Annotated in this window: 22 protein-coding genes and 3 pseudogenes; 18 read left to right on the top strand and 7 right to left on the bottom strand. The window is 70.8% G+C overall.

Annotated features, from left to right (window positions below; translation table 11 throughout):
- Nucleotides 1-15: 15 nt before the first annotated feature.
- Nucleotides 16-492 (bottom strand): hypothetical protein, encoded by a 477-nt coding sequence (locus tag QSK26_RS25885; RefSeq protein WP_285777849.1) that lies wholly within the window; start codon nt 490-492, stop codon nt 16-18.
- Between the two features lie 145 nt (nt 493-637).
- Here QSK26_RS25885 and QSK26_RS25880 point away from each other — a divergent pair, with 145 nt between their 5' ends.
- The 3 genes from QSK26_RS25880 to QSK26_RS25870 are packed head-to-tail and all read left to right on the top strand — an operon-like array spanning nt 638 to nt 3,692.
- Nucleotides 638-1,795 (top strand): peptidoglycan-binding protein, encoded by a 1,158-nt coding sequence (locus QSK26_RS25880; protein ID WP_285777848.1) that lies wholly within the window; start codon nt 638-640, stop codon nt 1,793-1,795.
- The gene (locus tag QSK26_RS25875; protein WP_285777847.1) at nt 1,792-2,502 is read left to right on the top strand and encodes an ABC transporter ATP-binding protein; all 711 of its coding nucleotides are present in this window, start codon (nt 1,792-1,794) and stop codon (nt 2,500-2,502) included. Before QSK26_RS25880 ends, QSK26_RS25875 begins: the two co-directional genes overlap by 4 nt.
- Nucleotides 2,499-3,692, top strand: a complete 1,194-nt coding sequence (locus tag QSK26_RS25870) for an ABC transporter permease (protein WP_285777846.1) — start codon at nt 2,499-2,501, stop codon at nt 3,690-3,692. The genes QSK26_RS25875 and QSK26_RS25870 overlap by 4 nt, the downstream gene beginning before the upstream one ends.
- Nucleotides 3,693-3,731: 39 nt before the next feature.
- Here the strand turns inward: QSK26_RS25870 and QSK26_RS25865 are convergent, their stop codons facing one another.
- On the bottom strand, nt 3,732-4,301 hold the full coding sequence (locus tag QSK26_RS25865; RefSeq protein WP_285777845.1) for a dihydrofolate reductase family protein: 570 nt from the start codon (nt 4,299-4,301) through the stop codon (nt 3,732-3,734).
- A gap of 78 nt (nt 4,302-4,379) precedes the next feature.
- Here QSK26_RS25865 and QSK26_RS25860 point away from each other — a divergent pair, with 78 nt between their 5' ends.
- The 10 genes and pseudogenes from QSK26_RS25860 (at nt 4,380) to QSK26_RS25815 (ending at nt 17,797) form a co-directional block, all read left to right on the top strand.
- Nucleotides 4,380-4,943: a TetR/AcrR family transcriptional regulator gene (locus QSK26_RS25860; RefSeq protein ID WP_285777844.1), complete on the top strand. Its 564-nt coding sequence runs from the start codon at nt 4,380-4,382 to the stop codon at nt 4,941-4,943.
- A 208-nt stretch (nt 4,944-5,151) separates the two neighbouring features.
- Nucleotides 5,152-8,976: a Pls/PosA family non-ribosomal peptide synthetase gene (locus QSK26_RS25855; protein ID WP_285777843.1), complete on the top strand. Its 3,825-nt coding sequence runs from the start codon at nt 5,152-5,154 to the stop codon at nt 8,974-8,976.
- Nucleotides 8,977-8,996: 20 nt separating this feature from the next.
- Nucleotides 8,997-10,283: a M1 family metallopeptidase gene (locus QSK26_RS25850; RefSeq protein ID WP_285777842.1), complete on the top strand. Its 1,287-nt coding sequence runs from the start codon at nt 8,997-8,999 to the stop codon at nt 10,281-10,283.
- Nucleotides 10,284-11,475: 1,192 nt separating this feature from the next.
- Complete coding sequence (locus QSK26_RS25845) at nt 11,476-12,489, top strand: GNAT family N-acetyltransferase (protein WP_285777841.1); 1,014 nt, start codon at nt 11,476-11,478, stop codon at nt 12,487-12,489.
- Nucleotides 12,486-13,547, top strand: a pseudogene (locus QSK26_RS25840) (SDR family oxidoreductase). Before QSK26_RS25845 ends, QSK26_RS25840 begins: the two are co-directional and overlap by 4 nt.
- Nucleotides 13,547-14,791 (top strand): aspartate aminotransferase family protein, encoded by a 1,245-nt coding sequence (locus QSK26_RS25835; protein WP_285777840.1) that lies wholly within the window; start codon nt 13,547-13,549, stop codon nt 14,789-14,791. The pseudogene QSK26_RS25840 and the gene QSK26_RS25835 overlap by 1 nt, the downstream one beginning before the upstream one ends.
- 32 nt (nt 14,792-14,823) lie before the next feature.
- Entirely contained in the window at nt 14,824-15,294 is a 471-nt protein-coding gene (locus QSK26_RS25830) for an aromatase/cyclase (RefSeq protein ID WP_285777839.1), read from the top strand.
- Between the two features lie 311 nt (nt 15,295-15,605).
- Nucleotides 15,606-16,286: a DUF5819 family protein gene (locus tag QSK26_RS25825; RefSeq protein ID WP_285777838.1), complete on the top strand. Its 681-nt coding sequence runs from the start codon at nt 15,606-15,608 to the stop codon at nt 16,284-16,286.
- A complete protein-coding gene (locus tag QSK26_RS25820; protein ID WP_285777837.1) occupies nt 16,283-17,305 on the top strand; it encodes an HTTM domain-containing protein in 1,023 nt (340 codons plus the stop codon). The genes QSK26_RS25825 and QSK26_RS25820 overlap by 4 nt, the downstream gene beginning before the upstream one ends.
- A gap of 222 nt (nt 17,306-17,527) precedes the next feature.
- Nucleotides 17,528-17,797, top strand: a complete 270-nt coding sequence (locus QSK26_RS25815) for a hypothetical protein (protein ID WP_285777836.1) — start codon at nt 17,528-17,530, stop codon at nt 17,795-17,797.
- Between the two features lie 173 nt (nt 17,798-17,970).
- On the opposite strand, the pseudogene QSK26_RS41880 reads toward QSK26_RS25815, so the two are convergent.
- Together QSK26_RS41880 and QSK26_RS25810 are read right to left on the bottom strand one after the other, a co-directional pair.
- Nucleotides 17,971-18,192, bottom strand: a pseudogene (locus tag QSK26_RS41880) (MFS transporter); the annotation flags it as partial.
- Nucleotides 18,105-18,686, bottom strand: coding sequence for an MFS transporter (locus QSK26_RS25810; RefSeq protein ID WP_285777835.1), 582 nt, complete (start codon nt 18,684-18,686; stop codon nt 18,105-18,107). The gene QSK26_RS25810 and the pseudogene QSK26_RS41880, both read right to left, overlap by 88 nt.
- Before the next feature lie 79 nt (nt 18,687-18,765).
- Here QSK26_RS25810 and QSK26_RS25805 point away from each other — a divergent pair, with 79 nt between their 5' ends.
- Nucleotides 18,766-19,737 (top strand): LysR family transcriptional regulator, encoded by a 972-nt coding sequence (locus tag QSK26_RS25805; protein ID WP_285777834.1) that lies wholly within the window; start codon nt 18,766-18,768, stop codon nt 19,735-19,737.
- Nucleotides 19,738-19,851: 114 nt separating this feature from the next.
- Here QSK26_RS25805 and QSK26_RS25800 read toward each other — a convergent pair whose 3' ends face one another.
- Nucleotides 19,852-21,429: a hypothetical protein gene (locus QSK26_RS25800; RefSeq protein ID WP_285777833.1), complete on the bottom strand. Its 1,578-nt coding sequence runs from the start codon at nt 21,427-21,429 to the stop codon at nt 19,852-19,854.
- Between the two features lie 300 nt (nt 21,430-21,729).
- Here QSK26_RS25800 and QSK26_RS25795 point away from each other — a divergent pair, with 300 nt between their 5' ends.
- Both QSK26_RS25795 and QSK26_RS25790 read left to right on the top strand, forming a co-directional pair.
- Nucleotides 21,730-22,494: an ArsR/SmtB family transcription factor gene (locus tag QSK26_RS25795; RefSeq protein WP_285777832.1), complete on the top strand. Its 765-nt coding sequence runs from the start codon at nt 21,730-21,732 to the stop codon at nt 22,492-22,494.
- The gene (locus QSK26_RS25790) at nt 22,491-22,865 is read left to right on the top strand and encodes a VOC family protein (RefSeq protein ID WP_285777831.1); all 375 of its coding nucleotides are present in this window, start codon (nt 22,491-22,493) and stop codon (nt 22,863-22,865) included. The genes QSK26_RS25795 and QSK26_RS25790 overlap by 4 nt, the downstream gene beginning before the upstream one ends.
- A gap of 145 nt (nt 22,866-23,010) precedes the next feature.
- On the opposite strand, the gene QSK26_RS25785 is transcribed toward QSK26_RS25790, so the two are convergent.
- Nucleotides 23,011-23,661: a TetR/AcrR family transcriptional regulator gene (locus QSK26_RS25785; RefSeq protein ID WP_285777830.1), complete on the bottom strand. Its 651-nt coding sequence runs from the start codon at nt 23,659-23,661 to the stop codon at nt 23,011-23,013.
- 74 nt (nt 23,662-23,735) lie between these two features.
- Here QSK26_RS25785 and QSK26_RS25780 point away from each other — a divergent pair, with 74 nt between their 5' ends.
- The gene (locus QSK26_RS25780) at nt 23,736-24,707 is read left to right on the top strand and encodes a zinc-binding dehydrogenase (protein ID WP_285777829.1); all 972 of its coding nucleotides are present in this window, start codon (nt 23,736-23,738) and stop codon (nt 24,705-24,707) included.
- 176 nt (nt 24,708-24,883) lie between these two features.
- On the opposite strand, the pseudogene QSK26_RS25775 reads toward QSK26_RS25780, so the two are convergent.
- Nucleotides 24,884-25,180: pseudogene (locus QSK26_RS25775) on the bottom strand (transposase); the annotation flags it as partial.
- On the opposite strand from QSK26_RS25775, the gene QSK26_RS25770 reads away from it, so the two are divergent.
- Nucleotides 25,068-25,808: a replication initiator gene (locus QSK26_RS25770; protein WP_352244393.1), complete on the top strand. Its 741-nt coding sequence runs from the start codon at nt 25,068-25,070 to the stop codon at nt 25,806-25,808. The pseudogene QSK26_RS25775 and the gene QSK26_RS25770 sit on opposite strands and share 113 nt — an antisense overlap.
- The last annotated feature ends 283 nt before the right edge of the window (nt 25,809-26,091 follow it).

The raw sequence follows: 26,091 nt of genomic DNA, 5'->3' as shown, positions 1-26,091 counted from the left end.
CACCGCGAAGGGGGATCACTCCCGCGGGGCGGGGAATTCCTCACCGCACACGGTGAAAGCCGCTCTGAGCTTCTCCGGGGTGTCTCCCGGGCGCTCTTCGACGCTGAGCTCGACCTTGCCCGGTCTGGGGTCCTTGGCGTCGATCCCCCGCTCGCGCAGGCATTCCGCCATCCTCAGGGCGTGCTCCACCAGTTCCTGGGGCGGCTCCCTGTCGGCCATGATCGGCGGCGCCAGCCGCTCGCAGGCGGCCCGGCCGGCCGCCTGCTTCGGGTCATGGGGGTCGGCCGTCCTCGCACCCCCGAGGGGAGGCCCTCCGCTTGGATTGGGGATAGGCACCTCGATGCCGTGCTTCTCCATGCATTGGGCGTACCGCAGCGCCCTGTCGTATTCGTCCTGCGACAGCGGCTTGCGTCCCGTCTGCTCGTCGGCGCACCCGGTGAGTCCGAGCGTGACGACGGTCAGGGCCGCCACGGCAAGACAGCGTCTTCTCATGCCGCCAGCATGAGCGCCGCCCGGTTTCGGCACGGTGACCACCGGCGTTAACCGATCCCTTACACCGTCCGGGGCCCGCCGATAAGGCGCCGGTTAACGGTTGCGGTCACCTCGGAGAAACCGGCCGGGGTCCAGGCTGGCCGCCATGACGTCGATCGGCGGGAGGCTGGTCATGCTGCATTCCGGGATCGGGGTGTCCACGGAGCGGAAGGCCCCGCCCGGCGACATCCTGCGGCCACGGCGGCGCCGCGGGCTGCTGCTGGGCGGGGTCGCGCTGCTGGTGGCCGGTCTGGCCGGCGGGATGTACGTCCTGCGGGGCGTTGAGAGCCCGCCGCCGCCGTCCGGTCCCGCGCTGCCGACGGCTCCGGTGGTCCGCACCGACATGGTCGACGTGCGGGACGTGGACGGCACCCTCGGATACGCCGGTGACTTCACCGTGCTGGGCGGCGGCGGGCGGATCACGTGGCTGCCGGACCCCGGCGACGTGATCCGGCGCGGCGAACGGGTGTACGGGGTGGACGGCCACGCCGTCCCGCTGTTCTACGGGGCGACGCCGTTCTGGCGGGACCTGCGGCAGGGGATGTCCGGACGCGACGTGCTGCAACTGGAGCGGAACCTCGACGCGCTCGGCTACGGCGACGACATGACCGTGGACCGCGCCTTCACCTGGGCGACCGCGCGGGCCGTCATGGACTGGCAGGACGACCTGAACGTCCCCCGGACCGGCGTGCTGGGGATGGACGCGGCGGTGGTGCAGCCGGGCCCGCTCCGGGTGACCGAGCTCAACGCCGTCCCCGGCGCCCGTGCCGACGGCGTCATCCTGACCGCCGGCGGCACCGAACGGGTGGTCACGGTGCACCTGCCGGTCAACGACCAGGACATCGCCGGCAAGGGAGCCGCGGTCCGGATCACCCTGCCCGGCGAGCGGACCGCCACCGGGCGGATCACCTCGGTCGGCTCGGTCGCCACCGCCGGCGCCACCAACGCCCGCTCCCAGACCGGAGAGGGCACCGAGAACGCCACCATCCCGGTCCACATCACCCTGGACAGGTCGAGCAGCGCCGGAGGGCTCGACGGCGCGCCCGTCACGGTCGGGTTCTCCAGCACCGTGCACGAGAAGGTGCTGGCCGTGCCGATCAACGCGCTGCTGGCCTCGGCCGAGGGCGACTATTCGGTGAAGGTGGTGGACTCCGCCGGGGCCACCCGCTCCGTCCCGGTCGAACTCGGCATCTTCGACGGGGACCGGGTCGAGGTGCGCGGCGCCCTCACCCCGGGGATGAACGTGCAGGTGCCACGCTCGTGACCGCCGGGAACCGGACGCCGGTCATCCAGCTGGCGAACGTCACCAAGGACTATCCCGGCGGGGTACGAGCGGTACGCGAGGTGTCGCTCGCCGTCCACCCCGGGGAACTGGTGGCGATCGTCGGCCCGTCGGGGTCGGGTAAGTCGAGCCTGCTCCATCTCATGGGGACGCTGGACGCGCCGACCTCCGGCCGGGTCCTCATCCAGGGGCACGACGTCGCGAAACTGCCCGATCGGCGGCTGGCGGCGGTACGGGCCCGGTGGATCGGGTTCGTGTTCCAGCAGTTCTTCCTCACCCCGCACCTGACGGCGCTGGACGACGTCGCCACCGGACTGCTCTACCACGGGGTGCCGCCGCGCGGGCGGCGCCGGCTCGCCCGGGCCGCGCTCGAACGGGTGGGGCTCGGCCACCGCCTGGCCCATCGGCCGCACCAGCTTTCCGGCGGCGAGAGGCAGCGGGTCGCGATCGCGCGGGCCGTGGTGGGTGATCCGCCGCTGCTGCTGGCCGACGAACCGACCGGCAACCTGGACTCGACGTCCGGCGCCGGCGTGCTGGACCTGCTGACCGAGCTGAACCGGGACGGCACCGCGGTAGTGATCATCACTCATGACATGGAGGTCGCGGCCCGGCTGCCCCGGCGGCTGGAGGTCCGGGACGGCCGGATCCACGCCGACCTCCGGACGGTGGACACGGAGGCGCTCACATGACCGAACTCCCGGAACCGGTACGGCTGCGCGCGGGCGACCTCGCGAAGGTCGGCCTGGAAGGGCTGCGCGGCCGGCCGCTGCGCGCCGTGCTGTCCGCGCTCGGCATCGCCATCGGGGTCGCCGCCATGGTCGGGCTGGTGGGGATCAGCACGATCAGCATGGCCGGGCTGATGGAGGAGATCCGGCGGCTGGGCACCAACCTGCTCACCGTGGAGTCCGGCACGACGCTGCTCGGCGAGGAGGCCAGGTTGCCCTCCGCCGCGGAGGACATGGTGGCCAGGATTCCCGGGGTGCTCGGGGTGACGGCGGTCGGGCTGGTGCCGGACGCCACCGTGCGCCGTACGGACAGGATCCCCACGTCGAGGACCGGCGGCGTCGCCGTGCAGGCCACCCGGACCGACCTGCTGGAGGCGCTGGGCGGCAGGGTCCGGTCCGGGGCGTTCCTCAACGCCGCCACCAGCAGGTATCCGGCGGTGGTGCTCGGCTCGGCCGCGTCGGCCCGGCTGGGCGTAGAACGGGCCGGCGAGCACGTCTACATCTCCGGCCGGTGGTTCCCGGTGATCGGGATCCTCGACCCGGTCAGGCTCGCCCCGGAGATCGACCGGTCGGCGCTGATCGGCTGGTCCTACGCCGCCGAGCTGGGCTTCGACGGGTACGCCACCACGCTGTACGAGCGGTCCACCGACGAGACCGTGCAGTTCGTCCGGGACAGGCTGACCTACACCGTCAACCCCGAGCATCCGGAGGAGGTGAAGGTCAGCCGCCCGTCGGACGCGCTGACCGCCGAGGCCGCCGCCGGCCGCGCCTTCAACGCGTTGTTCTTCGGGCTGGGCGCGGTCGCGTTGCTGGCCGGCGGGGTCGGCATCGCCAACATCATGGTGATCTCGGTACTGGAACGCCGCCAGGAGATCGGGCTGCGCCGGTCGCTGGGGGCGACCCGCGGCCAGATCCGGCTGCAGTTCCTCACCGAGTCGGTCACCCTCTCCGCGCTCGGCGGCCTGGCCGGGGTAGCCGCCGGGCTGGCCGGCTGCCTGGGTTACGCCGCGTCCCAGGGCTGGCCCCTGGCGCTGCCCGTCCAGGCCATCACCGGCGGCGTGCTGGCCGCCGTCGCCATAGGCGCCCTCGCCGGCCTCTACCCCGCCCGCCGCGCCGCCCGCCTCACCCCGGCCGAAGCCCTCGCCACCGTCTGACCGCCTCCGCGAGCACGTCCGCCGCCGCCGGGCAGCGGGCTATCCCCGCACGTACTCGTTGACCACGACGCCGGACCGGTACGGCGTGCTGCGTTCGAGACGGAAGGTGTGGGGGGCGTAGGGGGCGGCGAAGAGGGGGGTGCCTTCCTGGAGGACGGTCGGGTTGACCTTGAGGACCAGCCTGTCGATCTCTTCGGCGAGGGCGCCGGCCAGCAGGGAGCCGCCGCAGAGCCAGATGCCGGTGCCCTCCTCCTTCTTGAGCCGCCGGACGACGTCCACCGGATCCTCGCCGGTCAGTGTGATGCCGCCGGGGACGTCGTCCGGGCCGCGGGTGCGCGAGAAGACGTACTGGCGGGTGTGCGGGTACGGGTCGCGGGTGTGTGTGAAGCCCGCGGCGTACGTGTTCCAGCCCATCAGCGTCGTGTCGAACCGCGACCCGTCGGCGGTGAGGCCGAGCATCCGCAGCCCCACCTCCGGCAGGGTGTCGCGGTACTCCCGCTTGATCATCTCGATGTGGTCGCCCTCGACCGGGAACGCCGAGTAGTCGTCGCCGGGGCCCGAGATCCGGCCGTCGAGCGAGACCGCGACGTAGTAGGTGAGCTCTCGCATCCCCGACTCCATTCACAGCAGTTGTAGTGGTTGAAGGGAATGTACTACATCGGTCGTGGTTGTACTAGCCTCGATGCCGTGGCACGCAACGCGGAACGACGGGCGAAGCTGGCGGACGCCGGCATCGCGGTGCTGGCACGCGAGGGCTCGCGCGGTCTCACCCACCGCGCCGTCGACGCCGAGTGCGGCGCCCCGACCGGCACCACGTCCAACTACTTCCGCTCCCGCGCCGAGCTGCTGGAGGGCCTGGTCGCCCGGATCGGCGAACGCCTCGCCCCGGATCCGGAGGTGCTCGCCGAGCTCGCCTCCCATCCGCCCGACCGCGCGTCGTTCGCCCGCCACCTGCGCGACATCATCCGCAGGCTGAGCGCCCACCCGGAGGTCACGCTGGCGTGGTTCGAGCTGCGGCTGGAGGCGGCGCGGCGCCCCGAGGTCGCGGACCTGATGCGGGGCGTCCTCCTGGACGGCTTCCGCGCCGACGTCGCCTACAACGAGGCCGCCGGTCTGCCCGGCGGCCCGGCGGAGATCGCGCTGTTCCACTACGCCGTCGACGGCCTGCTCTTCGACCGCCTCACCGTCCCCATCGACCCCGGCACCCCCACCGACGAGGTGGTCGAGGCACTGGTCGACGGGCTGCTCTGACCCCGTGGGGCACCCGCGAGACGTCGGGACGGGCGTCTTTAGCAAACGCGAGTTCGCTCGGCAAGGAAATATATGCTTGTTCGGAAGATGTTCATGTAAAAAGTGGCGCAGAGCGTCACGGCGGCCCGCCTCCGAGGTCCCTGATCTTCCAGGGGGAAGCACCGGTCAGGTCGACCCGGGGCCGCCTCGTTGACGCTTGGGGTGAGCTTTGCGGCCTGACGCCGTCTTTCTGTCCGATGGGCGAGCATCGTCCACCCGTACCCTCCTGGACATCCTGGAGCAGACGACCCGGCTGCATCCGGGCGCGCCGGCCGTCGATGACGGCCGGACCAGGCTGACCTACGCGGAGCTCGGCACCGGGGTCGCCGCCCTGGCGGCGACGCTGCGGGGGGCCGGGGTGGGGCCCGGCGAACGGGTGGGCATCCGCATCCCTTCGGGTACCGCCGACCTCTATGTCGCGATCCTCGCCACGCTGGCCGCCGGCGCCGCGTACGTGCCGGTGGACGCCGACGACCCGGACGAGCGCGCCGAGGTCGTCTTCGGCGAGGCGGACGTGTGTGCCGTGATCGGCGAGGGCCACCTGCTCACCAGCCGCCGTACGGCACGGGCCGACATGGGACCGCCGGGCCCGGATGACGACGCGTGGATCATCTTCACCTCCGGGTCCACCGGCAGGCCCAAGGGGGTCGCGGTCACCCACCGCAGCGCCGCCGCGTTCGTGGACGCCGAGGCCCGGCTGTTCCTGCGCGAGCGCCCCATCGGTCCCGGCGACCGCGTGCTCGCCGGGCTGTCGGTCGCCTTCGACGCCTCCTGCGAGGAGATGTGGCTGGCCTGGCGGCATGGCGGCTGCCTGGTCCCGGCCCCGCGCGCCCTCGTCCGCATGGGCATGGACCTCGGCCCGTGGCTGGTCGAACACGGCATCACGGTCGTCTCCACCGTGCCGACCCTGGCGGCCCTGTGGCCGCCGGAGGCCCTCGACGACGTGCGGCTGCTGATCTTCGGCGGGGAGCCGTGCCCTCCCGAACTGGCCGGACGCCTCAGCGTCCCCGGGCGCGAGGTGTGGAACACCTACGGCCCGACCGAGGCCACCGTGGTGGCCTGCGCCGCGCCGCTGGGCGGGCCCGGCCCGGTCCGCATCGGCCTGCCGCTGCATGGCTGGGACCTCGCCGTGGTCGGTCCCGGCGGTGAGCCCGTCGCCATGGGCGAGACCGGCGAGCTGGTCATCGGCGGCGTCGGCCTTGCCCGCTACCTCGATCCCGTCAAGGACGGCGAGAAGTACGCGCCCCTCCCCGCCCTCGGCTGGGAGCGCGCCTACCGCAGCGGCGACCTGGTCGTCGCCGACCCGCAGGGCCTGATATTCGTTGGCCGCGCCGACGACCAGATCAAGCTCGGGGGGCGCCGCATCGAGCTCGGCGAGGTGGACACGGCGCTGCGCGCGCTGCCCGGGGTCGCGGGCGCCGCCGCCGCCGTGCGGACCACCGCGGGCGGTCATCAGCTCCTGGTCGGATACGTCATGCCGGGCGACACGCGGTTCGACCCGGGGCCGGCGCGTGAGCGACTGGCCCGGACGCTGCCGGCGGCGCTCGTGCCGCGCCTGGCCGTCGTGGCGGAGTTGCCCACCAAGACCTCGGGAAAGATCGACAGGGACGCGCTGCCCTGGCCGATCGAGGTCGAGACGGACGACACCGAAGAGGCGGAACTCGGCGAGACCGAACGCTGGCTGGCCGAGCGATGGCAGGAGATCCTCGGCGAACGGGCGGCCGGCCCCGGAGCCGACTTCTTCACCGCCGGGGGCACCAGCCTGGCAGCCGCACGCCTGGTGTCCGCACTGCGCACCCGCTACCCCGCCATCGCGGTCGCCGACCTGTACGACCACCCGACCCTGCGCGGGCTCGCCGGCCGCCTGGAGGAGCTGGGCACGCCCGCGGCGCACGACCGCCGGGTGACACCGATGCCGCGCCGCGCGTCGCTGCTGCAGACCGCCCTCATGGTGCCGCTGCTGACGGTCCGCGCGATGCCCTGGGTGGTCGGCGTGGCAGCCGCGGGCAACCTCCTCGCGCTGCCCTGGACGCCGGCGGTCTCCTGGTGGTGGGTGGTCGCCGGGATCCTGCTGTTCGTGACCCCGTTCGGCCGCCTCGCCCTCGCCGCCGGTTCGGCGCGGCTGCTGCTGCGCGGCCTGCGGCCGGGCACGTACCCGCGCGGCGGCTCGATCCACCTGCGGATCTGGTTCGCCGAGCGGCTCACCGCCGTGCTCGGCGTGGCCGGGCTGTCGGCCGCGCCGTGGATCACCCACTACGCCAGGGCGCTGGGGGCGCAGGTCGGCCAGAACACCGACCTGCACACGGTGCCGCCGGTCACCGGCATGCTCCGGCTCGGCAAGGGGGCTTCGATCGAGCCCGAGGTCGATCTGACCGGCCACTGGCTGGACGGTGACCGGCTCCATGTCGGCGAGATCAGAGTCGGGGCGGGGGCCGGCGTCGGCGCCCGCTCGACCCTGCTCCCCGGCACGAGGATCGGCAAGAACGCCCGGATCGCCCCCGGCTCCTCGGTCAGCGGACCGGTCCCGGCCGGCGAGCGCTGGGCGGGCGCCCCCGCGACGCGGCAGGGCCGCGCCACCCTGCCCGCCCCCCGCCCGCCCCGCCTGCGCCGCTGGACGATCGTCTACGGCGCGTCGGCTCTGCTGCTCAGCCTGGTCCCGCTGGCCGCCGCGCTCCCCGGGCTGGCCGTGCTCGGCGCCGCCGTACGCGGCAGCGCCACCCTGGGCGCGGCACTCGGCCCCGCCCTTCTCGCCGTGCCCGTCGCCACCCTCGCGTCGATGACCGCCATGGCCCTGCTCCTGCTGGCGCTGGTACGCCTGCTCGGCATCGGCCTGCGCGCGGGGGACCACCCCGTGCACAGCCGTCCCGCCTGGCAGGCATGGGCGACCGAGCGGCTGATGGCGATGGCACGGGTGTGGCTGTTCCCGTTGTACGCCAGCCTGTTCACGCCGCCGTGGCTGCGCGCGCTCGGCATGAAGGTGGGACGGCACGCCGAGCTGTCCACGGTGCTCGCACTGCCGAAGATGACCAGCGTGGGCGACGGCGCGTTCCTCGCCGACGACACCATGATCGCGCCGTACGAGCTGGCCGGCGGGCGGATGCGCGTGGACCACGCGCGGATCGGCAAACGGGCCTTCGTCGGCAACTCGGGCATGACCGCGCCCGGACGCAAGGTGCCCAAGGACGGGTTGGTCGGGGTCCTGTCGGCCACGCCGAAGAAGGCCAAGGCGGGAACGTCCTACCTGGGGATGCCGCCGGTGAAACTGCGCCGGGTGGCCCAGCTCGCCGACACGGACCGCACCTACGACCCGCCTCGGCGGCTGCGGGTGATCCGCGCGCTGGTCGAGCTGTGCCGCCTGGTCCCGGCGATGGCGACGGTCGCCGTCGGCGTGCTGGCCGCGGCGGCGATCATGTGGCTCGCGGGGGCCGGGTTCGCCGTCGCCGCGCTGCTCGGCGGGCTCGTGTTCGCGGGTGCGGGCATCGTGGCGGGCGCCGTCGCGGTCGCGGCCAAATGGGCGTTGCTCGGTCGGATCGCCGCGGGTGACCGGCCGCTGTGGAGCTCGTTCGTGTGGCGTAACGAGCTGGCGGACAACTTCATCGAGGTGCTGGCCGCGCCGTGGTTCGCGACGCCGTGGCTGGGCACCGCGCCGCTCAACGTGTGGCTGCGCGCACTGGGCGCCGGCATCGGCCGCGGCGTGTGGTGCGAGACGTACTGGCTGCCGGAGGTCGACCTGGTCAGCCTGGGCGACGGCACCTCGGTGAACCGGGGCTGCGTGCTCCAGACCCACCTGTTCCACGACCGGATCATGAGCGTCGATACTGTTGAGCTGGCGGAAGGTTCCACGCTCGGCCCGCACGGGGTGGTGCTCCCCGCGGCCACGGTGGGGAGCAACACCACGATCGGCCCCGCGTCCCTGGTGATGCGCGGCGATTCGATTCCCGCGCGGACCCGCTGGTACGGCAACCCGGTCGCGGCCTGGCGCACCGCCGCGTGAACGGCGTCGAGGGGAGGACAGTGACCGTGGGCACCCGCTACTTTCCCGAGCGGGGCGACCAGGGCTACCAGGTCAGGCACTACGATCTGGCGCTGGACTACCGCCCGGTCCCCAACCGGCTCGCCGGTACGGCACGCCTGACGGCGGTCGCGACCGAGCCGCTCAGACAGGTGGTCCTCGACCTCGGTCCGTTCCGCGTCGGCAACGTGCTCGTGGACGGCGCGCGCGCCCGCTTCGCGCACCGCGGCGAGAAGCTGCGCGTCACCCCCGCGGCGTGGCTGCCGGAGGGCAGGACCTTCACCGTCGAGGTGGGATACGCGGGCAACCCCAGGCCGGTGCCGAGCCCCTGGGGCGGGCTGGGCTGGGAGCAGCTCGACGACGGGGTGATCGTCGCGAGCCAGCCGATCGGCGCGTCCTCGTGGTTCCCGTGCAACGACCGGCCCTCCGACAAGGCGTCCTACGACATCGCGGTGACGACGGCCTCGCCGTACACGGTTGTCTGCAACGGCTCGCTGGTCTCGACCAGACGGTCCGGCTCGCGGACGACCTGGTTCTACCGGCAGGCCGAGCCGACCGCCGCGTACCTCGCGAGCGTGCAGATCGGCCGCTACGAACTCGCCTCACTGCCGGGGGAGGTGCCGCAGCGGCTCGCCGCCCCCGCCGCGCTGACGGCCAGGGCGCGGCACGACCTCGGCCGCCAGGACCAGATGATGCGGGTGTTCGGCGACCTGTTCGGCCCGTACCCCTACCCCTCGTACACCGTGGTCGTCACCGAGGACGAGCTGGAGATCCCCGTCGAGGCGCAGGGGATGTCGGTCTTCGGGGCCAACCACATGGACGGGCGTCGCGGCAGCGAGCGGCTGGTCGCGCACGAGCTGGCCCACCAGTGGTTCGGCAACAGCCTGACGCTCGCGCACTGGCGGGACATCTGGCTGCACGAGGGGTTCGCGACCTACGCGGAGTGGCTGTGGTCGGAGGCTTCGGGCGGCGAGTCCGCCGAGGCCCACGCCAGGCGATGGCACGGCAGGCTCGCCGCGCGCCCGGGCGGCTTCGTCCTCGCCGATCCCGGGGCGAAACGGTTGTTCGACGACCGCGTCTACAAGCGCGGCGCCCTCACTCTCCACGCCCTGCGCCGCGCGCTCGGGGGTCCGGCGTTCATGTCGATGCTGCGCGTCTGGACCGACGCCTACAGCCACGGGGTCGTCACGACCGGCATGCTGACCGACCTGGCCGCCCGCTACACCCCCGAATCGCTGGACGAATTCTTCTCGGCATGGCTTTACAGCGAGGCACTGCCGCCCCTTTGACGCCTCGCCCCGGAAATGGAAAGTAGTATCCAGCACTATCTATTTCGAGATATGGCCGGGCGGACTACTCAGATCCTCCCCCGCTGCTTCTCGGCGCACGGAACGTGCCGTCGAACGCATAGTGACGAACTCTTGGCGCAAGAGGTGACACACCGCTTCCCGAGCCGAAATACGCGCCTTCCCGAGACCATAAAAGCCGCCGGCCCGTCGCCCACTTCCTTGGCGAAGGGCACACCCCGCTCTACCCAACCTGAGTGCGACAAGGGAACGAAGGACTTTCTGTGTCCTCATAAGGACAAGAAGAGGATATTTCCGACTCGACATCCCGCTGCCGCAGGTAGGCGATCGGTGACACACCCGGATTAAACCGATTCCGCTGGGTACGGCCGCGCGGCCCGGCGCCGTACAGCGGCCGACCGGCCAGGCTCCGGCGGCCATCCGGCCCGGGGCGGAACCGCGCACGTGAACCGCAGGCGCCGGCGACAAGTACGCTCCAAGCCCGCCGTCCTAACATCGAAGAGCACACGGCGGCGATTCCGAAGGAACGATCCATCGCCGGGTGAGCGGCCGGCGGAAGACGGGACTTCAAATATCTGGAGAACGTCATCATCCACAACCTGCGTTTCGGCGTCAATCGCGCTTTCTTATGAAAGCGGTAGTTGACAGATTCCCATCCTCGCGGAGAGACTGAACCGCGTTCACTAGTCGGCCGTTCAGTCAGCGCAGCACTCGCGCCTGACGAACTCATTCGATTAACACCGGCGGACGACCGAAAATCCGACCGGGCAGGCCAGTCCCTCGATGCGCGCTCCCAGCGGCATGCCATCACATCCGGATATCGGCGGAGTGAGCTTTCTGCTGGGCGAGTTTCCCATGGATTCAACGCTCACGCGAAGGTAACAGATGTTCACTGTTGTCGGACTTTCGGCTGCCGCCCCCACGGGGTCGCCGGGCAGAAATCAAGCCATTCCCTGGAAAGACTGGAAGAACGACACCGGGCAGCCGGTTCCCGGCCAGGACGCGGGCGAGCCGTGAGCGTCGCCGACCGCCCGCGACCGGCGGAGTACGCGGTGAGCCCGCACCCGCCGTACACGGCCGAGATCGTGCCCGGGGTCACCGGCATCCGGAACCGGACTGGGCACGGCTGGCCCCCGCCGGGGACCCGATCTGGACCCGGTCCTTCTTCCGCGCCATGGAAGAGGGCGGGATAGGCCCGGACACCTACGCCTACGTCGTGATCCGCGACGGCGAGCGTGTCGTCGCCATCCTGCCCACCTGCACCTATCGCGCCATGCGGCTCGACCAGATCGCCGGGGACACCCCGGAGTGGCTGCTCGCGCCTATCCGCACGCTGTTCCCCGCCCTGCTCCGCCTGCACGTGACCTTCTGCGGCAACCTGATCGGCGAAGGACGGCTGCTCGCCGAGCCCGGCGCCGAGTCCGCCGCCGCCGCAGCCGTGTCCGCCGTGATGAGCCACGCGCGGCAGGAGGGCACCCGCTGCGTCATCTTCAAGGACTTCGCCGACACCGGGCTCGACGACCTCCGTCCAGCCCTCCGGGAACACGGCTTCTTCGACGTCGCCGGCCTGCCGGACGCGATCATCACGCTCACCTGCTCCTCCTTCGAGGAGTACCTGGCGGGCCTGCCCGCCAAGCCCCGGCGCAACGCCCGCCACAAGATCCGCAAATTCGCGGCACACCCAAACCTGCGGCTGGCGGTGACGACCGACTTCGGCCACCTCACCGACCAGATGCTCCCCCTCTACCAGCACGTACTGGACCGGGCCGACCACCGGCTCGACGTCTGGACGGCACGGCTGCTGGCCGACCTCGCCGCCGCCCCCGACACCGTCACGGTGACCTGCCACGACGGGGACCGGCTGGCCGGCTTCCTGCTGTGCATGATCACTGACGCGGAACTGGTCGCCCTCCGGGTGGGCCTGGACTACGCGGCGGCGCCGAACGCCTTCGTCTACCACAACCTGCACTACCGGGCGATCGAACTGGCGATCTCCCGGGGCTGCGCGAGCGTCAACCTCACCCAGACGCACTACACGCCGAAACTCGAGATGGGCGCGCGACTGGTCTCCCGCACCCATGCCGTGGCACACCTGAACCCGCTGGCCCGCGCGATCCTGCGCCGCTTCCTGCCATCCGCGCTCCGGGACCCGTCGATCCCGGCCGAACCAGAGAAAGGACGATCATGAGCGGCAAGAACGGCACGCTTCTGCTCACCGGCGGAAGCGGTGTCATGGGGCAGGCCCTCATCGATGAGTTGGCGGGCGACTTCGACCTCGTCTGCCTGCGGCACCGGAAACCCCTCAACGACCAGCGGGTGACCGAGGTCGTCGGCGACCTCGGCCGGGACGATCTGGGACTCGCGCCGGACCAGGTGGCCGAGCTGGGCCGCAGGGTCGATCTGATCGTGCACTCGGCGGCGGCCACCGGCTGGCAGGCGAAGCGGGCCGCGATCTTCGCCACCAACCTGGGCGGCACCCGGCGGATGCTCGCGTTCGCCGCGCGGGCGGCGGTGCCGTAATACCACGTGAGCACCGCCTTCGTGGCCCGGCCGCCGGATGCCGGCGAATCGCCTGACCAGGGGCCGGGCGGTCCGGCCGCCTACATCGCCTCCAAGATCGCCGCGGAGCGGGCGGTGCGGGACAGCGGCCTGCCCGCCACCATCGTCCGGCCGTCGATCATCATCGGCGACACGGCGGACGGTCACATCAGCGCGTTCCAGGGGCTGCACAAGGTGGCCGGGTCGATCGTGCTCAACGCCGTGCCGGTGGTGCCCGCGGCCCCCGATTCGCTGATCGACTGCGTTCCGCAGGATGTCGCCGCCCGGGCGGTCGGGATGCTGGTCCGGGCCGGGCAGACCGGCGAGGAGCACTGGCTCACCGCCGGGGAGAGCGCGCTCCCGCTGATCGAGATGGTGGACGGCTGCGTGGCCGTGGCCCACCGGTTCGGCCTGCGCCCCGACCGCCCGCGGATGGTCCCGGCCGAGTCGGTGGACCGGCTGCTGATGCCGCTGCTCGCCGAGGTCGCCTCGCACGCCCAGCGCCGCCGGTTCAAGGTGTTCACCGAGCTGATGCTGCTCTTCCAGGGCGAGACCGCGCTGCCGAGCACGCTCGACAAGATCGGCCCCGGCCTGGCACGTGACCGGGCCGGGCTGCGCGAGGCGTTCATCAGGTCGGTGGAGTACTGGGCGCACCGGCAGGGCGTCCTGGTGGCCGCGACCGCCGCACGCAACGGGGCGGTGGCCTGATGGCCCAGGTCACGGCCCCGGACGAGACCATCGAGCTCTACCGGCGGCACCTGAGCACCGGGCGGGCCGCGCTGAGCAGGCTGCTCGGCGACATCGTCGAGACGGCGTCGAACGGCGTCTGGGTGACCGCCGCCGGAGGCAGGCGGTTCCTCGACTTCGGTGGATACGGTGTCTTCATCCTGGGCCACCGCCACCCGCGGGTGATCGAAGCCGTACACCGGCAGCTCGACCTGCACCCGCTGGCCACCCGCGTGTTCGCCGAACCGGTCACCGCCCGCGCCGCGGAGGCGCTCGCCGCCGTCACCCCGCCCGGCCTGGACTACGTGCACTTCGTCAACTCGGGCACCGAGGCCACCGAGACCGCGATCAAACTGGCCCGGGCGCACGGCAGAACCGCCCTGGTCTCGGCCCGTTCCGGGTTCCACGGCAAGACGATCGGCGCGCTCAGCGTCACCGCCAACCCGCTCTACCAGCAGCCGTTCGCGCCGCTGCTGACCGAGACCACGCACGTCGGGTACGGCGACGCGGCGGAACTGCGCGCGGCGCTCGCCGAGCGGCCGGGCCGGGCCTGCGTGGTGCTGGAACCGGTGCAGGGCGAGGGCGGCGTGGTCGTCCCGCCGCGGGGCTACCTGCGCGCGGTCGCCGACGCGTGCGCCGAGTACGGCGCGCTCCTGGTCGTGGACGAGATCCAGACCGGGCTCGGCAGGCTCGGCTCGTGGTGGGGCGTCGAGGACGAGGGGGTCGTCCCGGACATGCTGCTGACCGGGAAGGGCCTCAGCGGAGGCGTCGTGCCGGTGGCGGCGATGGTCGCCCGCGCCGACGTCTACGAGCCCTTCGGCCGGGACCCGTTCCTGCACTCCTCCACCTTCGGCGGCTCGCCGCTGGCCTGCGCCGCCGCGCTGGCCACCATCCAGGTGCTGCAGGAGGAGGACCTGGTACACCGGGCGGCGAAGATCGGCGCTCGGCTGCTCGCCGAGGTGCGGCGGACCTGCGAACGGCACGCACCCGGCCGGGTCACCGAGGTCAGGGGCCGCGGCCTGCTCATCGGGCTGGAGTTCGCCACCCAGGCCGACGTCGGGGAACTGGTCCTGGACCTCCTCGCACGCGGGGTCCTGGTGAACCACTCGCTCAACGCCTCCCGTGTGCTCCGTCTCACCCCGCCCGCCGTACTGGAGGAGAGCGACCTCGCGTTCTTCCACGAGGCGTTCGACAGCGCCCTGCGCGCGGTCGTGTCCCGCGCCTAGCCCTACCACCACGAAACCGGAGTTCGTTCACCATGCGCCATGTCACCGTGAAGGTCCTCGTCCGGGACGCCGACCCCGGCGACGCCTACCTCAGAGTCGGCGACTTCGCCCGCTACCCCGAGCTCACCGCCACCGTGCACGAGGTCGTCGTGCACCCCCAGGAAGACGCGCACACCCACCTGTCGGACTGGACGGTGAGTTTCCGCAACGGCCTGCTCAGGTGGACCGAGCGGGACACCTTCGATCCGGGCACGAGGTCGATCTCGTTCACCCAGGTCAGCGGGGACTTCATGACCTTCGAGGGGACGTGGCTGGTCGAGCCGGCCACCGGGGGGAGCACGGTCACCTTCACCGCCGCCTTCGACCTGGGCATCCCGTCGCTGGCCGAGATCCTCGACCCGGTCGCCTCAGCCGCCCTGTCCGGCAACATCCTGCAGATCCTGCGCGGACTGTTCGGCGAGGTGAACCAGGTCACCGAGACACCCGCCATCATGGTGACCTGACCTGACCGGCTCCGGCGGCGGTGAGCGGACCGGATCCGCATGGCGGCCCGCCCCGCTCATCGCCCTGGCGACAAGCCGCGTCACGCCGCGAACAGGCGATCCTTCGTGATGCTTTGTGGAGATGTGCTCTCTCCTTGGGATCGGTCCGGGTAACGACATCGTGGTGCCCGAGCGGGGACGGTACGCGGGCCGGGTGGCGGGACCACGCCCGCCCGACGGCCCGGAGGGAGACGGTGACTTCATGAACGTGGGCCATGGCTGAACGGCCTCCGCTCACGGGGGCGTCCGCTCCCGGGGGCCCGGATGCCGCGTTGTCCGGCTGGAAGCGCTGGGTCGTCCTCTTGACGTACCTGGGGTGCGCGCTTTTTCTGGTCTTTCACTTCGTGGCGGTGTTCCTCTTCGTCGCGCCCCGGAATGCGATCTCCGCGATGAGCGCTCCGGTCGTCGAGGGCTACATCAATCCCTATTTCCGGCAGAACTGGGAACTCTTCGCGCCCGACCCGGTCGACTACAACTCCCGCGTCCTGGTCCGGGCGAAGGTCCGGGACTCCGGGGGCGCGGAGAGACAGACCGGCTGGTTGGACATCACCGCGCCCCAACTGGACATAGTCCGTGGCACCGCGCTCCCGCGGCGGATCGCCCGGCTGGTGGGCGGCGGTCGTCAGATGATGGCGGACGCCCGCGTGCAACCGTCCGCCGTGAGCGGGGAGGCCGAAGCCGAGGCGCAGGCCGCCGAGGCGCGGCAGCCCCCCGACCCCGCCTTCCAGGCCCTGGCGGTGCGCCACCTGACGGCGATCGCGACGATGGCGGCACGCGCGCGGTGGGGCGACGGGGTGACGGCGGTCCAGGTACGAATCACCACTGACTTCTATCCGCGCTTCGCGGACCGGAACAGCGCCGACGACACGACGAGCCACAGCGAATTCGCGTGGTGGAAAGCGACCCCCGTGACGGCAGAGGCGGTTGAACTCTGGAGAGAAGCGCACGAGTGAGGAACGAGCCCGCCTTTCCACGGATGCCCGGCCGTATACGCGGGTGTGTCCTGGACGTGGTGGAGCGGGTCAGCACCATTCGCTACGGGGTGTACGGCCTGGCCCTGCTGCGTATCGGCTATGGCCTCATCCTGCTGGGCCTTCTCCTGCTCAACTACGGCGACCGCCGCCTGCTGTGGGGCCCGGAGTCGCCCCTGTCCAGCGGCCCGCTCAGGGAGAGCCTGGCGAAGGACAGGACGTTCTCGCTGTTCGCCCTCTCCGACTCCGGGGTCCAGTTCGAGGTGCTCTACCACGCGTTCATCGTCCTGGCCGCGCTCTTCCTGGTGGGCTGGCGGACACGTTGGGTGACCCCGCTGCTGGCGATCATGGTGTGGTCCTGGCGGCACCGCCAGCCATGGGTGCTCGACGGCGGTGACGACGTCATGCAGCTGGTGCTGATCTACCTGTCGTTCGCCGATCTCTCGGCCCGCTGGTCGCTCGACGCGAAGCGGGCGGCAAGGCTGTCGGCCTCCCCCGATCCCGGGACGGGCGGCCTGCGCCGGCGGGTGGCCACCGTCCTGCACAACACCGCGCTTCTCGCGACACTGATCCAGGTCTGCCTCATGTACATGAACACCGGCCTGCTCAAGGTTCAGGGAGGCGCCTGGCAGGAGGGGACGGCGCTGTACTACGCGCTCCGCATCGAGGAGGTGCAGCCGTTCCCGGGGCTGAGCCGGCTGATCTACGACAACGCCCTCCTGGTCACGCTGGGCACCTATGCCGCGGTCTTCGTCCAGTTGACGTTCCCGTTGCTGATGTTGAACAGCGTCGCGAGGCGGGTGGGACTCGTCGCGGTGATGGGCATGCATGCCGGGATCGGTCTGCTGATGGGGCTGCTCTCCTTTTCGCTGATCATGATGTCGACCGATCTCCTTTTCATCCGGGGCTCCTCCATCGAGCGGGCCGCACAACTCGTACGAACCGTGCTGGCACAGCGCGTACGGACCGTGTTGGCCCCAGTTCTCCGCATGTCGAGGTAATGGCGGACGGTTCGGGTCACGGTGCCGATCCCGGCCTGGTCAACACTGCGTGGTGGTTCCGCCGCCCAGACCGCCCGGTTACGCAAACACCCAGCTCAACCGGCTGCCGCACGGAGAGATGAGGCGAATCCTGGGCGACATGTCGGGAAGATGCGTGGGTGACCGGTTTCGGATTCCGGGTCCTCGTTCGAGGGCTTCGAGTCCTCATCGGGAGGAGACAGCATGCAGAGCAAGCGACTCCAGGTGCTCGGGGCGGTGTCCCTCAGCACGCTCGCACTGTGGCCGGCCGGCACTTCCATGGCCACGTCGGCTCACGGCCCCGCGAAGGCGGCCGCGAGCAGTCAGGAGGACCCCGGGCGCCCGGACCAGTGGGACGGCGACCGCTGGAGGGGCGATCGCTGGAACGGCGACCGGTGGGACGGCGACCGGTGGGACGGCGACCGGTGGGACGGCGGACGCTGGGACGGCGACCGGTGGGACGGCGGCCGGTGACGAGGCAACGGACATCGGCCGGCACTGACGGCGTGCTGACGGCCTGCCGCCGAACCTCGGCGAGCTGACCGATGCCGGGCAGTCAGAGAGGGGGCCGCTTCCGCGACACGGGAGCTCTCGGCCGCGCCGATCAGCAGCCAGGACGCGGCCAGCGCGGCGGTGCCGATCCCGGTGACCCCTTGCACGTGGCCGCGGTCAGCCAGGCGGCCGGCCACCACCGTGGTCACCGTGCCCACCGCGCCGACCAGCCCGAGCAGCCCGATGGCCGCCTCGGACCAGCCGTACCGAGGACCGGCGAGCAGGAAGGTCACGGCCGTCCACAGCACCTGGAACGACGCGAGCGACAGGGCGGCGATGCCGGCCCGCCACCGCAACACGGGTTCGTGGCGGAACAGCGCGATACCGTGCGGGACAGCAGGGCGCCCAGCATCAGGCCGGTCATCACCATGCCGATCACCCGGCCGCGCCGCCCCGGTGCCGCGAGCGTGGCGGCGTACGGCACCACGACCTGGGCCGCCACCGAGGTGAACGCGGTGAGCACGGTCCCGGCCAGCAGCATGGGCCCGTTCGGCGCGGTCGCCGAGACCAGCAGGAACACCGCGGTCGCCGCGTACAGCAGGACGGCGAGCCGGCGGCGTTCGACCAGGTCGCCGAGCGGGACGAGCAGCATCAGCCCCAGCCCGTAACCGACCTGCGCGGCCGTGACGAGCAGTGCGGCCATCGTGGCGCCGAGCCGAAGCTCCCGGCCGAGCAGGTCCAGCAGCGGCTGGGCGAAGTAGTTGTTGGCGACCGAGAGCCCCGTCGCCGCGGCCATCAGGAGGAGCAACCCGCGGCTCAGCGGCGCGTGGCACGCCTGGCGCGGTGTGGCCGACCCGACTGCGTTCGTCATGCCACTCAGCCTCGGACACGTAGATCTATGAGTCCAACGCATATTTGTCAAGGTGGCGATCGTGATACACGATGGATCTGTGGAGCTACAGCAGATGCGCTACGTGGTAGCGGTGGCCGAGACGGCGAACTTCACCCGTGCCGCCGAGCGTTGCCGGGTCGTCCAGTCCGCGCTGAGCCACCAGATCGCCCGGCTGGAACGCGAGCTGGGCGCCCGGCTCTTCGACCGCACCAGCCGCCGGGTCAGCCTCACCCCCGCCGGCGAAGCGTTCCTGCCCGCCGCTCGGCAGGCACTCGACGCCGCCGAACGGGCGCGCGCCGAGGTCGCGGCGGCCTCCGGAGAGCTCCGCGGCAGGCTCGCCATCGGCACCATCCCCACCGTCACGGCGGTCGACCTGGCGAGCGCGCTGAAAAGCTTCCAGGTCCGCCATCCGCAGGTGCGGATCACACTGCGCGTGGGGTCGAGCGACGAGCTGACCGAACGGGTACAGCAGGGCACCCTGGACATCGCGTTCCTCGGCCTGCCGCCGAGCGTGCGCCCGAAGGGCGTCCGGGGCCGCGCCCTGGCACAGGGTGAACTGGTCGCGGTGGTCGCACCCGGCCACCCGCTGGCCGACGAGGCCGACGTGGACCTGCACCGGCTGTCCAGCGAGGTGTTCGTCGACTTTCCCGCCGGCACGGCCGCACGCGCTCAGTCGGACGAGGCGTTCGCCGCCGCCGGCGTCAGCCGCGAGGTCGCCCTTGAGGTGACGAACGCGGACCTCATGGCGCGCCTCGTCCGCCTCGGCCTGGGCATCGGCCTGCTGCCCGCCGCCTTCGTCACCGAACTCCCTCACGTGCACGTCGTCGAACTCCGTGATCCCCCCACCCGGGTGGAACACCTGATCTGGAGCTCCCTGCGCCCCTCTCCGGCCGCCGCCGCGTTCCTCGATGCTCTGGACATGGCCCCTGCCTTGGAGAGCGCCGTTCGGTCGGCACCAGCCGACCGGCAACCGGACCTGTCCGAGCTGCCGGCCACCACCTACCAGGCATGTTCGGCGCCCAGCCCATGACCTGGCCGGCCACGCTCGGTGAGCCTGGGTTGATGCAGCCCTGCCGGCGCAGGGCCGGGCGACGACGCGCAAGCGCCGCCGCCCGTTGATACCTATAACGCGCTCGGCCGCGCTCTACGGAGCGTCGTAGCCGGTCCAGTTGACGTACCAGCCGAACTGCTGGGCCATGGCGGGAGTCAGCTCGCGGTCGTCGCGCCATTTGAGGTAGACGCTGAACTTGTTGGCGGTGATGTCGTAGACGGCACTGGTGCCGACCAGGTCGTACTGCATGCCGCCGGCGCCTCCGATGGAGGTGAGGTAGACGGGGTTACCGGTGAACTGGCCTGCGGTGGTGTCGACGTCGATGCAGATGGAGTCGGGTGCGTAGGCTCTCCAGCCCTGCCCGGGGCTGGTCTTTCCTGAGGCCGTCCGGCCCTGCTTGGAGAACACGGTTCCCCACTTGTGGATGCCCGCCCGATACACGTTCAGCCCTTCCTTGGGGAAGCTGATCCATCCGTCGTCGGAGCTTCTCCCCTGCACCCACTCCGTGTTCACACCGTTGAGATCGGCCTTGTCGGCGTGCACGTTCCCCCACGCCCCACTCCCCTGACGGACATTGATCCCATCCTTGGGGAAAGTGAGCTTCCCGTCGTCGGAGCTTCTCCCCTGCACCCACTCGGTGTTCACACCGTTGACGTCGGCCTTGTCGGCGTGCACGTTCCCCCACGCCCCACTCCCCTGACGGACATTGATCCCATCCTTGGGGAAAGTGAGCTTCCCGTCGTCGGAGTCTCTCCCCTGGACCCACTCCGTGTTCACACCGTTGAGGAGGGCCTTGTCCGCCTCGACGGTCCCCTTCCCGCCGGAGTTGTTGAAGATCTCCACCCCGTTGTCGGTGAAGGTGACACGCCCCTTGTTCGCCGTCCCCTGGACCCAGGGGGTGTCGATGCCGACGGTGGCGGTGAGCGTCTCCAGTACGGGATAACGCACCTGAACGGTCGTGGTGAGGAAGTGCTGCTGCCCGGTGGTGGGGTCGGTGGCGACGAGAATGTAGGTGGTAGCCCGCTTCGGGGCCTCGGCCGGCGACCAGTCATGCCTACCCGGGGCGATGTTCACCTGCCCGCCGGGGAACCGGATCTCGTACCTGAAGTCGTCGGACCCGTCCCAGTTCAGCGTGAGACCGTCTCCGGCGTCCAGCATGGCCTTGTCCGGACGGAAGTCCCGCGGCGGCGGAATCTCCTTCGGAGCGGCCTTCACCAACGGCACCGCCGCATCGCTGACCTGCCACCCGTTAGGGGTTCTGGTGGTCTCGGTCACCATCAGCACGGCCACCCCGGCGTTGGGGGCGACGGTGACGTTCTCCAGCGTCAGCAATATGTAGTCACCGGGCTCGAAACCCTCTATGCGACCGCTCTGCGGGGTGACCTGGAAGACGTTGGTCCCCTGCGGCTGAACGATCACCGGCTGGGTGTCCGCCTGAGGGCCCGACTGGGTGTCGGTGTACTCGCCCTTCGGCTTGATCGTACTGATGTCCCGGGTGAGGTCACCGGCGCCGTCACCCACCGGCACCTTCACCTCGATCCTCAACCAGGGCACCGTCTTTTCGGTGTTGGTGACCATCAGATACACCGTCCCCGTGGACGGAGACCGCCCATCCACGGACGCCTCCAAGGACGCCGGGTCGGTGAGGACGGTGTAGGTCAGCGCAGTCATGCTGACGACTCCTTCTCTTGGCAAATGACGCAGGCCGACGACCTGCGCACTACGAGAGGAACGGGCCAGGCGGAACAGGCGGCGGCACGGGTGAGGCGGCCAGAACCCGCCGCTTGTGACCCACCACAGAAGAGCACCCTCCTAGATCCAAACGTCAGGACGAGAGCACAACAAGAGCACTCAAGGAGGCCATAACGGGGCGCTCCGGCCACACCCTCAGCGCCTTGACAGGGCTTGGAACCCGTCGGCACGCCTCGCCAGGCTTGACATGAAACCATTTGGTTTCCTATCGTCGAGTGTGTGGAAGAGGTGTTCAGGGCGCTGGCGGATCCGACGCGCCGGGAGCTGCTCGACGAGCTGTTCCGCCAGGACGGGCAGTCGCTGAACGCGCTGGCGAGCAGGTTCGCGATGACGAGGGTCGCCGTGGCGAAGCACCTTCGTCTGCTCGAGGAGGCCGGTGTGGTCGTGTCGGACCGGCGAGGCAGGGAGAAGCTGCACTTCCTGAACCCCGTGCCGATCCGTCTCATCCACGACCGGTGGGTCAGCAAATACACCGAGACGTGGGCGGCCGGCCTCGTCGACCTGAAACGAGATCTGGAGACAAGTGTGGAGAAGGTGTTCGAGATCTACATCCGCACCACACCGCAGCGGCTGTGGCAGGCGATCACCGATCCCGAGACCCGGGCGCGGTTCCAGTTCGGTGCCCGCGTGGAATCCGCCTGGGCCACGGGATCCGCCTACAGGGTCACGCACGACGGCGTGCCTGGCGGATTGATCGAAGGGGAGAATCTCGAGGTCGACCCGCCCCGGCGGCTCGTGCAGACATACCACGCCATCTGGGACGACGACATCTCCCGCCAGGGCACCAGCCGGGTGACCTGGGAGATCGAGCAGGTCGACGACAGTTGCAGGCTCGTCGTCCGACACGACCAACTCGCCGCGGACGCCGACGCGCATCTCTACGGCGGCTGGCCGATGATCCTCTCCGGGCTCAAGACCTGGCTCGAAACGGGCCGGGAACTCACCACGCCAGGCTCGCTCATGTACGGAGGCGAAACATCATGACCGCGCCGAAGCCGGTCGTCACGGGTGTCCGAACCGTCAGCGTGCCGGTCGACGACCAGGACCGAGCGCTGCGGTTCTACGTCGACACGCTCGGCTTCACGGTACTGCGCGACGAGTCGATCCCGACCGGACGGTGGATCGAGCTCGCACCCGTCGGCGACAACGTCGTCGTCACGCTGGAGCAGGCCACCGAAGTCGTCACCCGCGGCCCCATCACCATCCGGTTCACCACCGACGACGCAGCGGCCGCGCACACGGCCCTCAACGCCGCCGGCGTTGATACCGATGAGATCCTGCGATGGCCCGGCGTACCACCGATGTTCGCCTTCCGCGACCCCGACGGCAACGCCTTCTCCATCACCGAGACGTGACAGCCGCCGACATACGGGCGCAGGTCGGGCAACATCAGGCTCCAGCCGTGCTGGTTCGCCTCGATGACCGGCTTCTCGACGGCGGCGTCGTCCTCGACGTGGAATTCCAGGCGGCCCTGGCTCCATTGGTCCGGGGCGGCGCTTCTCAGCGTCGGTCGATGGTGTGTCGGGGGATCGACATCGCGGGCACCATCCGGGCCGCCGGTGGCAGCGGCGAGGCGTCCGGGGATGCGCGGAACGCCTGGATCGCGAGGGCGGCGAAGCGCCGGCAGGCCGCGACCCGGCCGGCCGGTGAGGTGGCGTCGATGCCGTTGTTGGCCATGAGGACGAGGATCAGGTCGTCCAGGACGAAATCGGGACGCAGGTGGCCGGCGGCCTTGGCGCGGCGGGCCAGTTCGGCGACGGCGTTCAGCGTGTACTCGCGGCTCGCGGCGAAATCCATCGCGTTGGGGAAGGCGGACATGAAGGCCGCGGTGAACCCCCGGTCGCGGGCGTGCAGCTCACAGGTCCGTTCGATCACGCGGCAGAAGCCATGCCACGGATCCGGGTCGGCCAGCCCTTCCTCGACGATGACCTCACACGCGCGCATCTGGTCGATGAACGCCTCGGTGGCCAGCATCTCCTTGGTCGGGAAGCGCCGGTACAGGGTGGCCGGGCCGACTCCGGCGCGGCGAGCGATCTCCCGCATCGGCACGTGCAGACCTTCGGCGGCGAACGCCGCGCGGGCGGCGTCGAGGATGCGTTCGCGGTTGTCCAGGGCGTCGGAGCGCAGGTTGTGAGTCAAACGGCCGGTCACCGTTCTCACTTTAGCTAAACGGACGGGGGCGTCCACTAGTGTCCCCAGGGTCCCGACAGAACAAGGAGACGGCATTGAAGGCAGTCGCCATCCAGTCGTTCGGAAGCCCCGAAGGCCTCGCGGTCATCGACCTCCCCGACCCGAGTCCCGCCGGCGGGCAGGTGCTGATCACCACCGAGGCGATCGGCGTCGCCGGCGTCGACGCCATGGTCCTCAGCGGCGCCCTGGCCGCGTACGGCTACAAGGAAGGCCACATCCTGGGCGGCGAGATAGCGGGCACCGTGACCGCCGTCGGCGATGGCGTCGACCCGTCATGGGCCGGTCAGCGCGTGTGGGCGTTCACCGGCCCGGGCGGCGGCTACGCGGAGCGGGCGATCGCTCCGGCGTCGACGCTCGTCCCCCTCCCCGCGAACGTGTCCGCCGTCGACGCGGTGACACTCGGAAGCTCCGGAATGGTGGCCCATTTCGGCCTTCGTCACGCCCACTTCGTCCCCGGCGAGACCGTGCTGGTGCGCGGCGCGGCCGGCGGCATCGGGATCATGGCGGTCCAGCTCGCGGTGCGTGGCGGCGCCGGTGCGGTGGCGGTCACGACGTCGTCGGCCGAACGTGGCGACCGCCTGCGCAAGCTGGGCGCCACCCACGTCCTGGACCGTTCCGGCGGAGGAGGCGAGGACGCTCCCCCGGCGTACGACGTCATCATCGACATCGCCGCCGGCGCGGACCTGCCGTCGTTCTTCACCAAGCTCAACCCGAACGGCCGCATGGTGGCCGTCGGCGCGGTCGCGGGCTTCCCGGCGGCGGACTTCGGCATGGAGTTGTTCGCGGCATTCCGCAAGTCGATGTCGTTCGCGACCTTCAGCGCGGACACCGTGCCGGAGACCGACCGGCGCGCCGCGACCGCCGAACTGCTCGCCGCGGCGGCCCGCGGCGAGCTGGACGCGCTGGTGCACGAGGTGCTGCCCCTGGAGCAGGCCGTCATGGCCCACCGGAAGATGAAGGCGGGCGAGGTGTTCGGCAGGATCGTGCTCACGCCATCAGGTAGTTGACACCGCAACGTGATGTCATGATCCCGTAGCCGGCGTTCCCATGGTGACCGCAACGAGCGCGAGCCAGGCGCCGTCGCCGGTCCTGCGGCTAGGCAAGCGCGAACGACAGGAACCGCCTCACGGCGGTGGTCCAACGGGCCGCCGTCGGGGTTGGCCGGCGCGAACTGCTCGCGGGAGGGCGCCGGGCAGCGCAGCACCCGGTCCGAGCGCAACCGGCCCAGCCCCTCCACCGGCAGATCGGCCAGCAGGAAGGCCAGTCGCGCCACGTCGTAGCCGACGTCGAACACGACCAGGATGTTGGCGTCCCCGCCCGCCACCGCCCAGCTTCGATCAGGCGGGATCACCAGCTCACGCACCTGCCTGGGCCACCGCCGAACTGCTGCCCCATGCCATCCAGCACGCGACCGGAGCCGTGCCCCTTCCACGGCCAGCGAACCAGCGACAGTCCTGCGCAGGGGCACACAGCACGACATCCGCAAACTCACCATGGACGGCGACCTGACCGACCAGGCCGTCGCCGGCTACATCGCCAAGTACGCCACCAAAGCAGCCGAACGCCAGCAGGAACTGCTCTCCATCAACCAGTCCGACGCCGAGAAGATCCGCAACATCCCTGCCAGCGAAACCAAAGCCACCGACAGGGCCGAACACCGCCAACAGTGGATGTTCTTCGCTCTCGGTGCGCTCGTGTCCATCCCCATCGGCGTTGCTCTCAACCCGCTCGTGCCAAGAGCACGAAACCCCAGCACCACGCACTGGGTGAGCAGCAGAATGACGCCCATGAGCGAGGCACTGCCCGACCCCGACCCCGCGTGGAACGCCCTCTACGATCACGCCACCAACGCCGCCGAGTTCGCCATCTACGCCGACCCAGCGCAGATGAGCGTCACCGACGACTACGAAGAAGCCCGCGAAGTGCTCGCCGCCGCCGTGAGCACCGGGATCATCGATAACGTCTACGAAGCAGCACTGCGATTCCAGGCCGCAGTCACAACACCCGACATGGCGTCCGCGCTCACCAGCGGCGCCAGCGAAGACGAGCTCGCCTTGTACAACTCCGTCATCATGATCCGAGCCGCGCTCAGCCGGCTCGAAGAGTAGCCGCCCCTCGAAGTCGGCATAGCCGCTGTGCTCTCGGCTGCGTAAGAGAACTGGTCGAGAAGTGATGTGTACAAAATACGTACTCCCCGCCAGGGCATCTCCTGACGGGCAGTAATCGCCGTCGGGTCCTCGTTGTAGCTCGGCACGATGGCGACGACGCGGCCGGGCACCGGCGGCAGGTGCCGGAAGCTCCGCGGCCAGACGGTGACGACCAGGAGGACGACGAGCACGCCGGTGGTGAGCGCGTACACGCCTGCCCACGCGTCCACCCCGGCACCGAACG

The sequence above is a fragment of the Microtetraspora sp. NBRC 13810 genome (genome assembly GCF_030268685.1).
Classification (GTDB): domain Bacteria; phylum Actinomycetota; class Actinomycetes; order Streptosporangiales; family Streptosporangiaceae; genus BSRQ01.
This window is presented reverse-complemented; position numbering and strand designations above follow the sequence as displayed.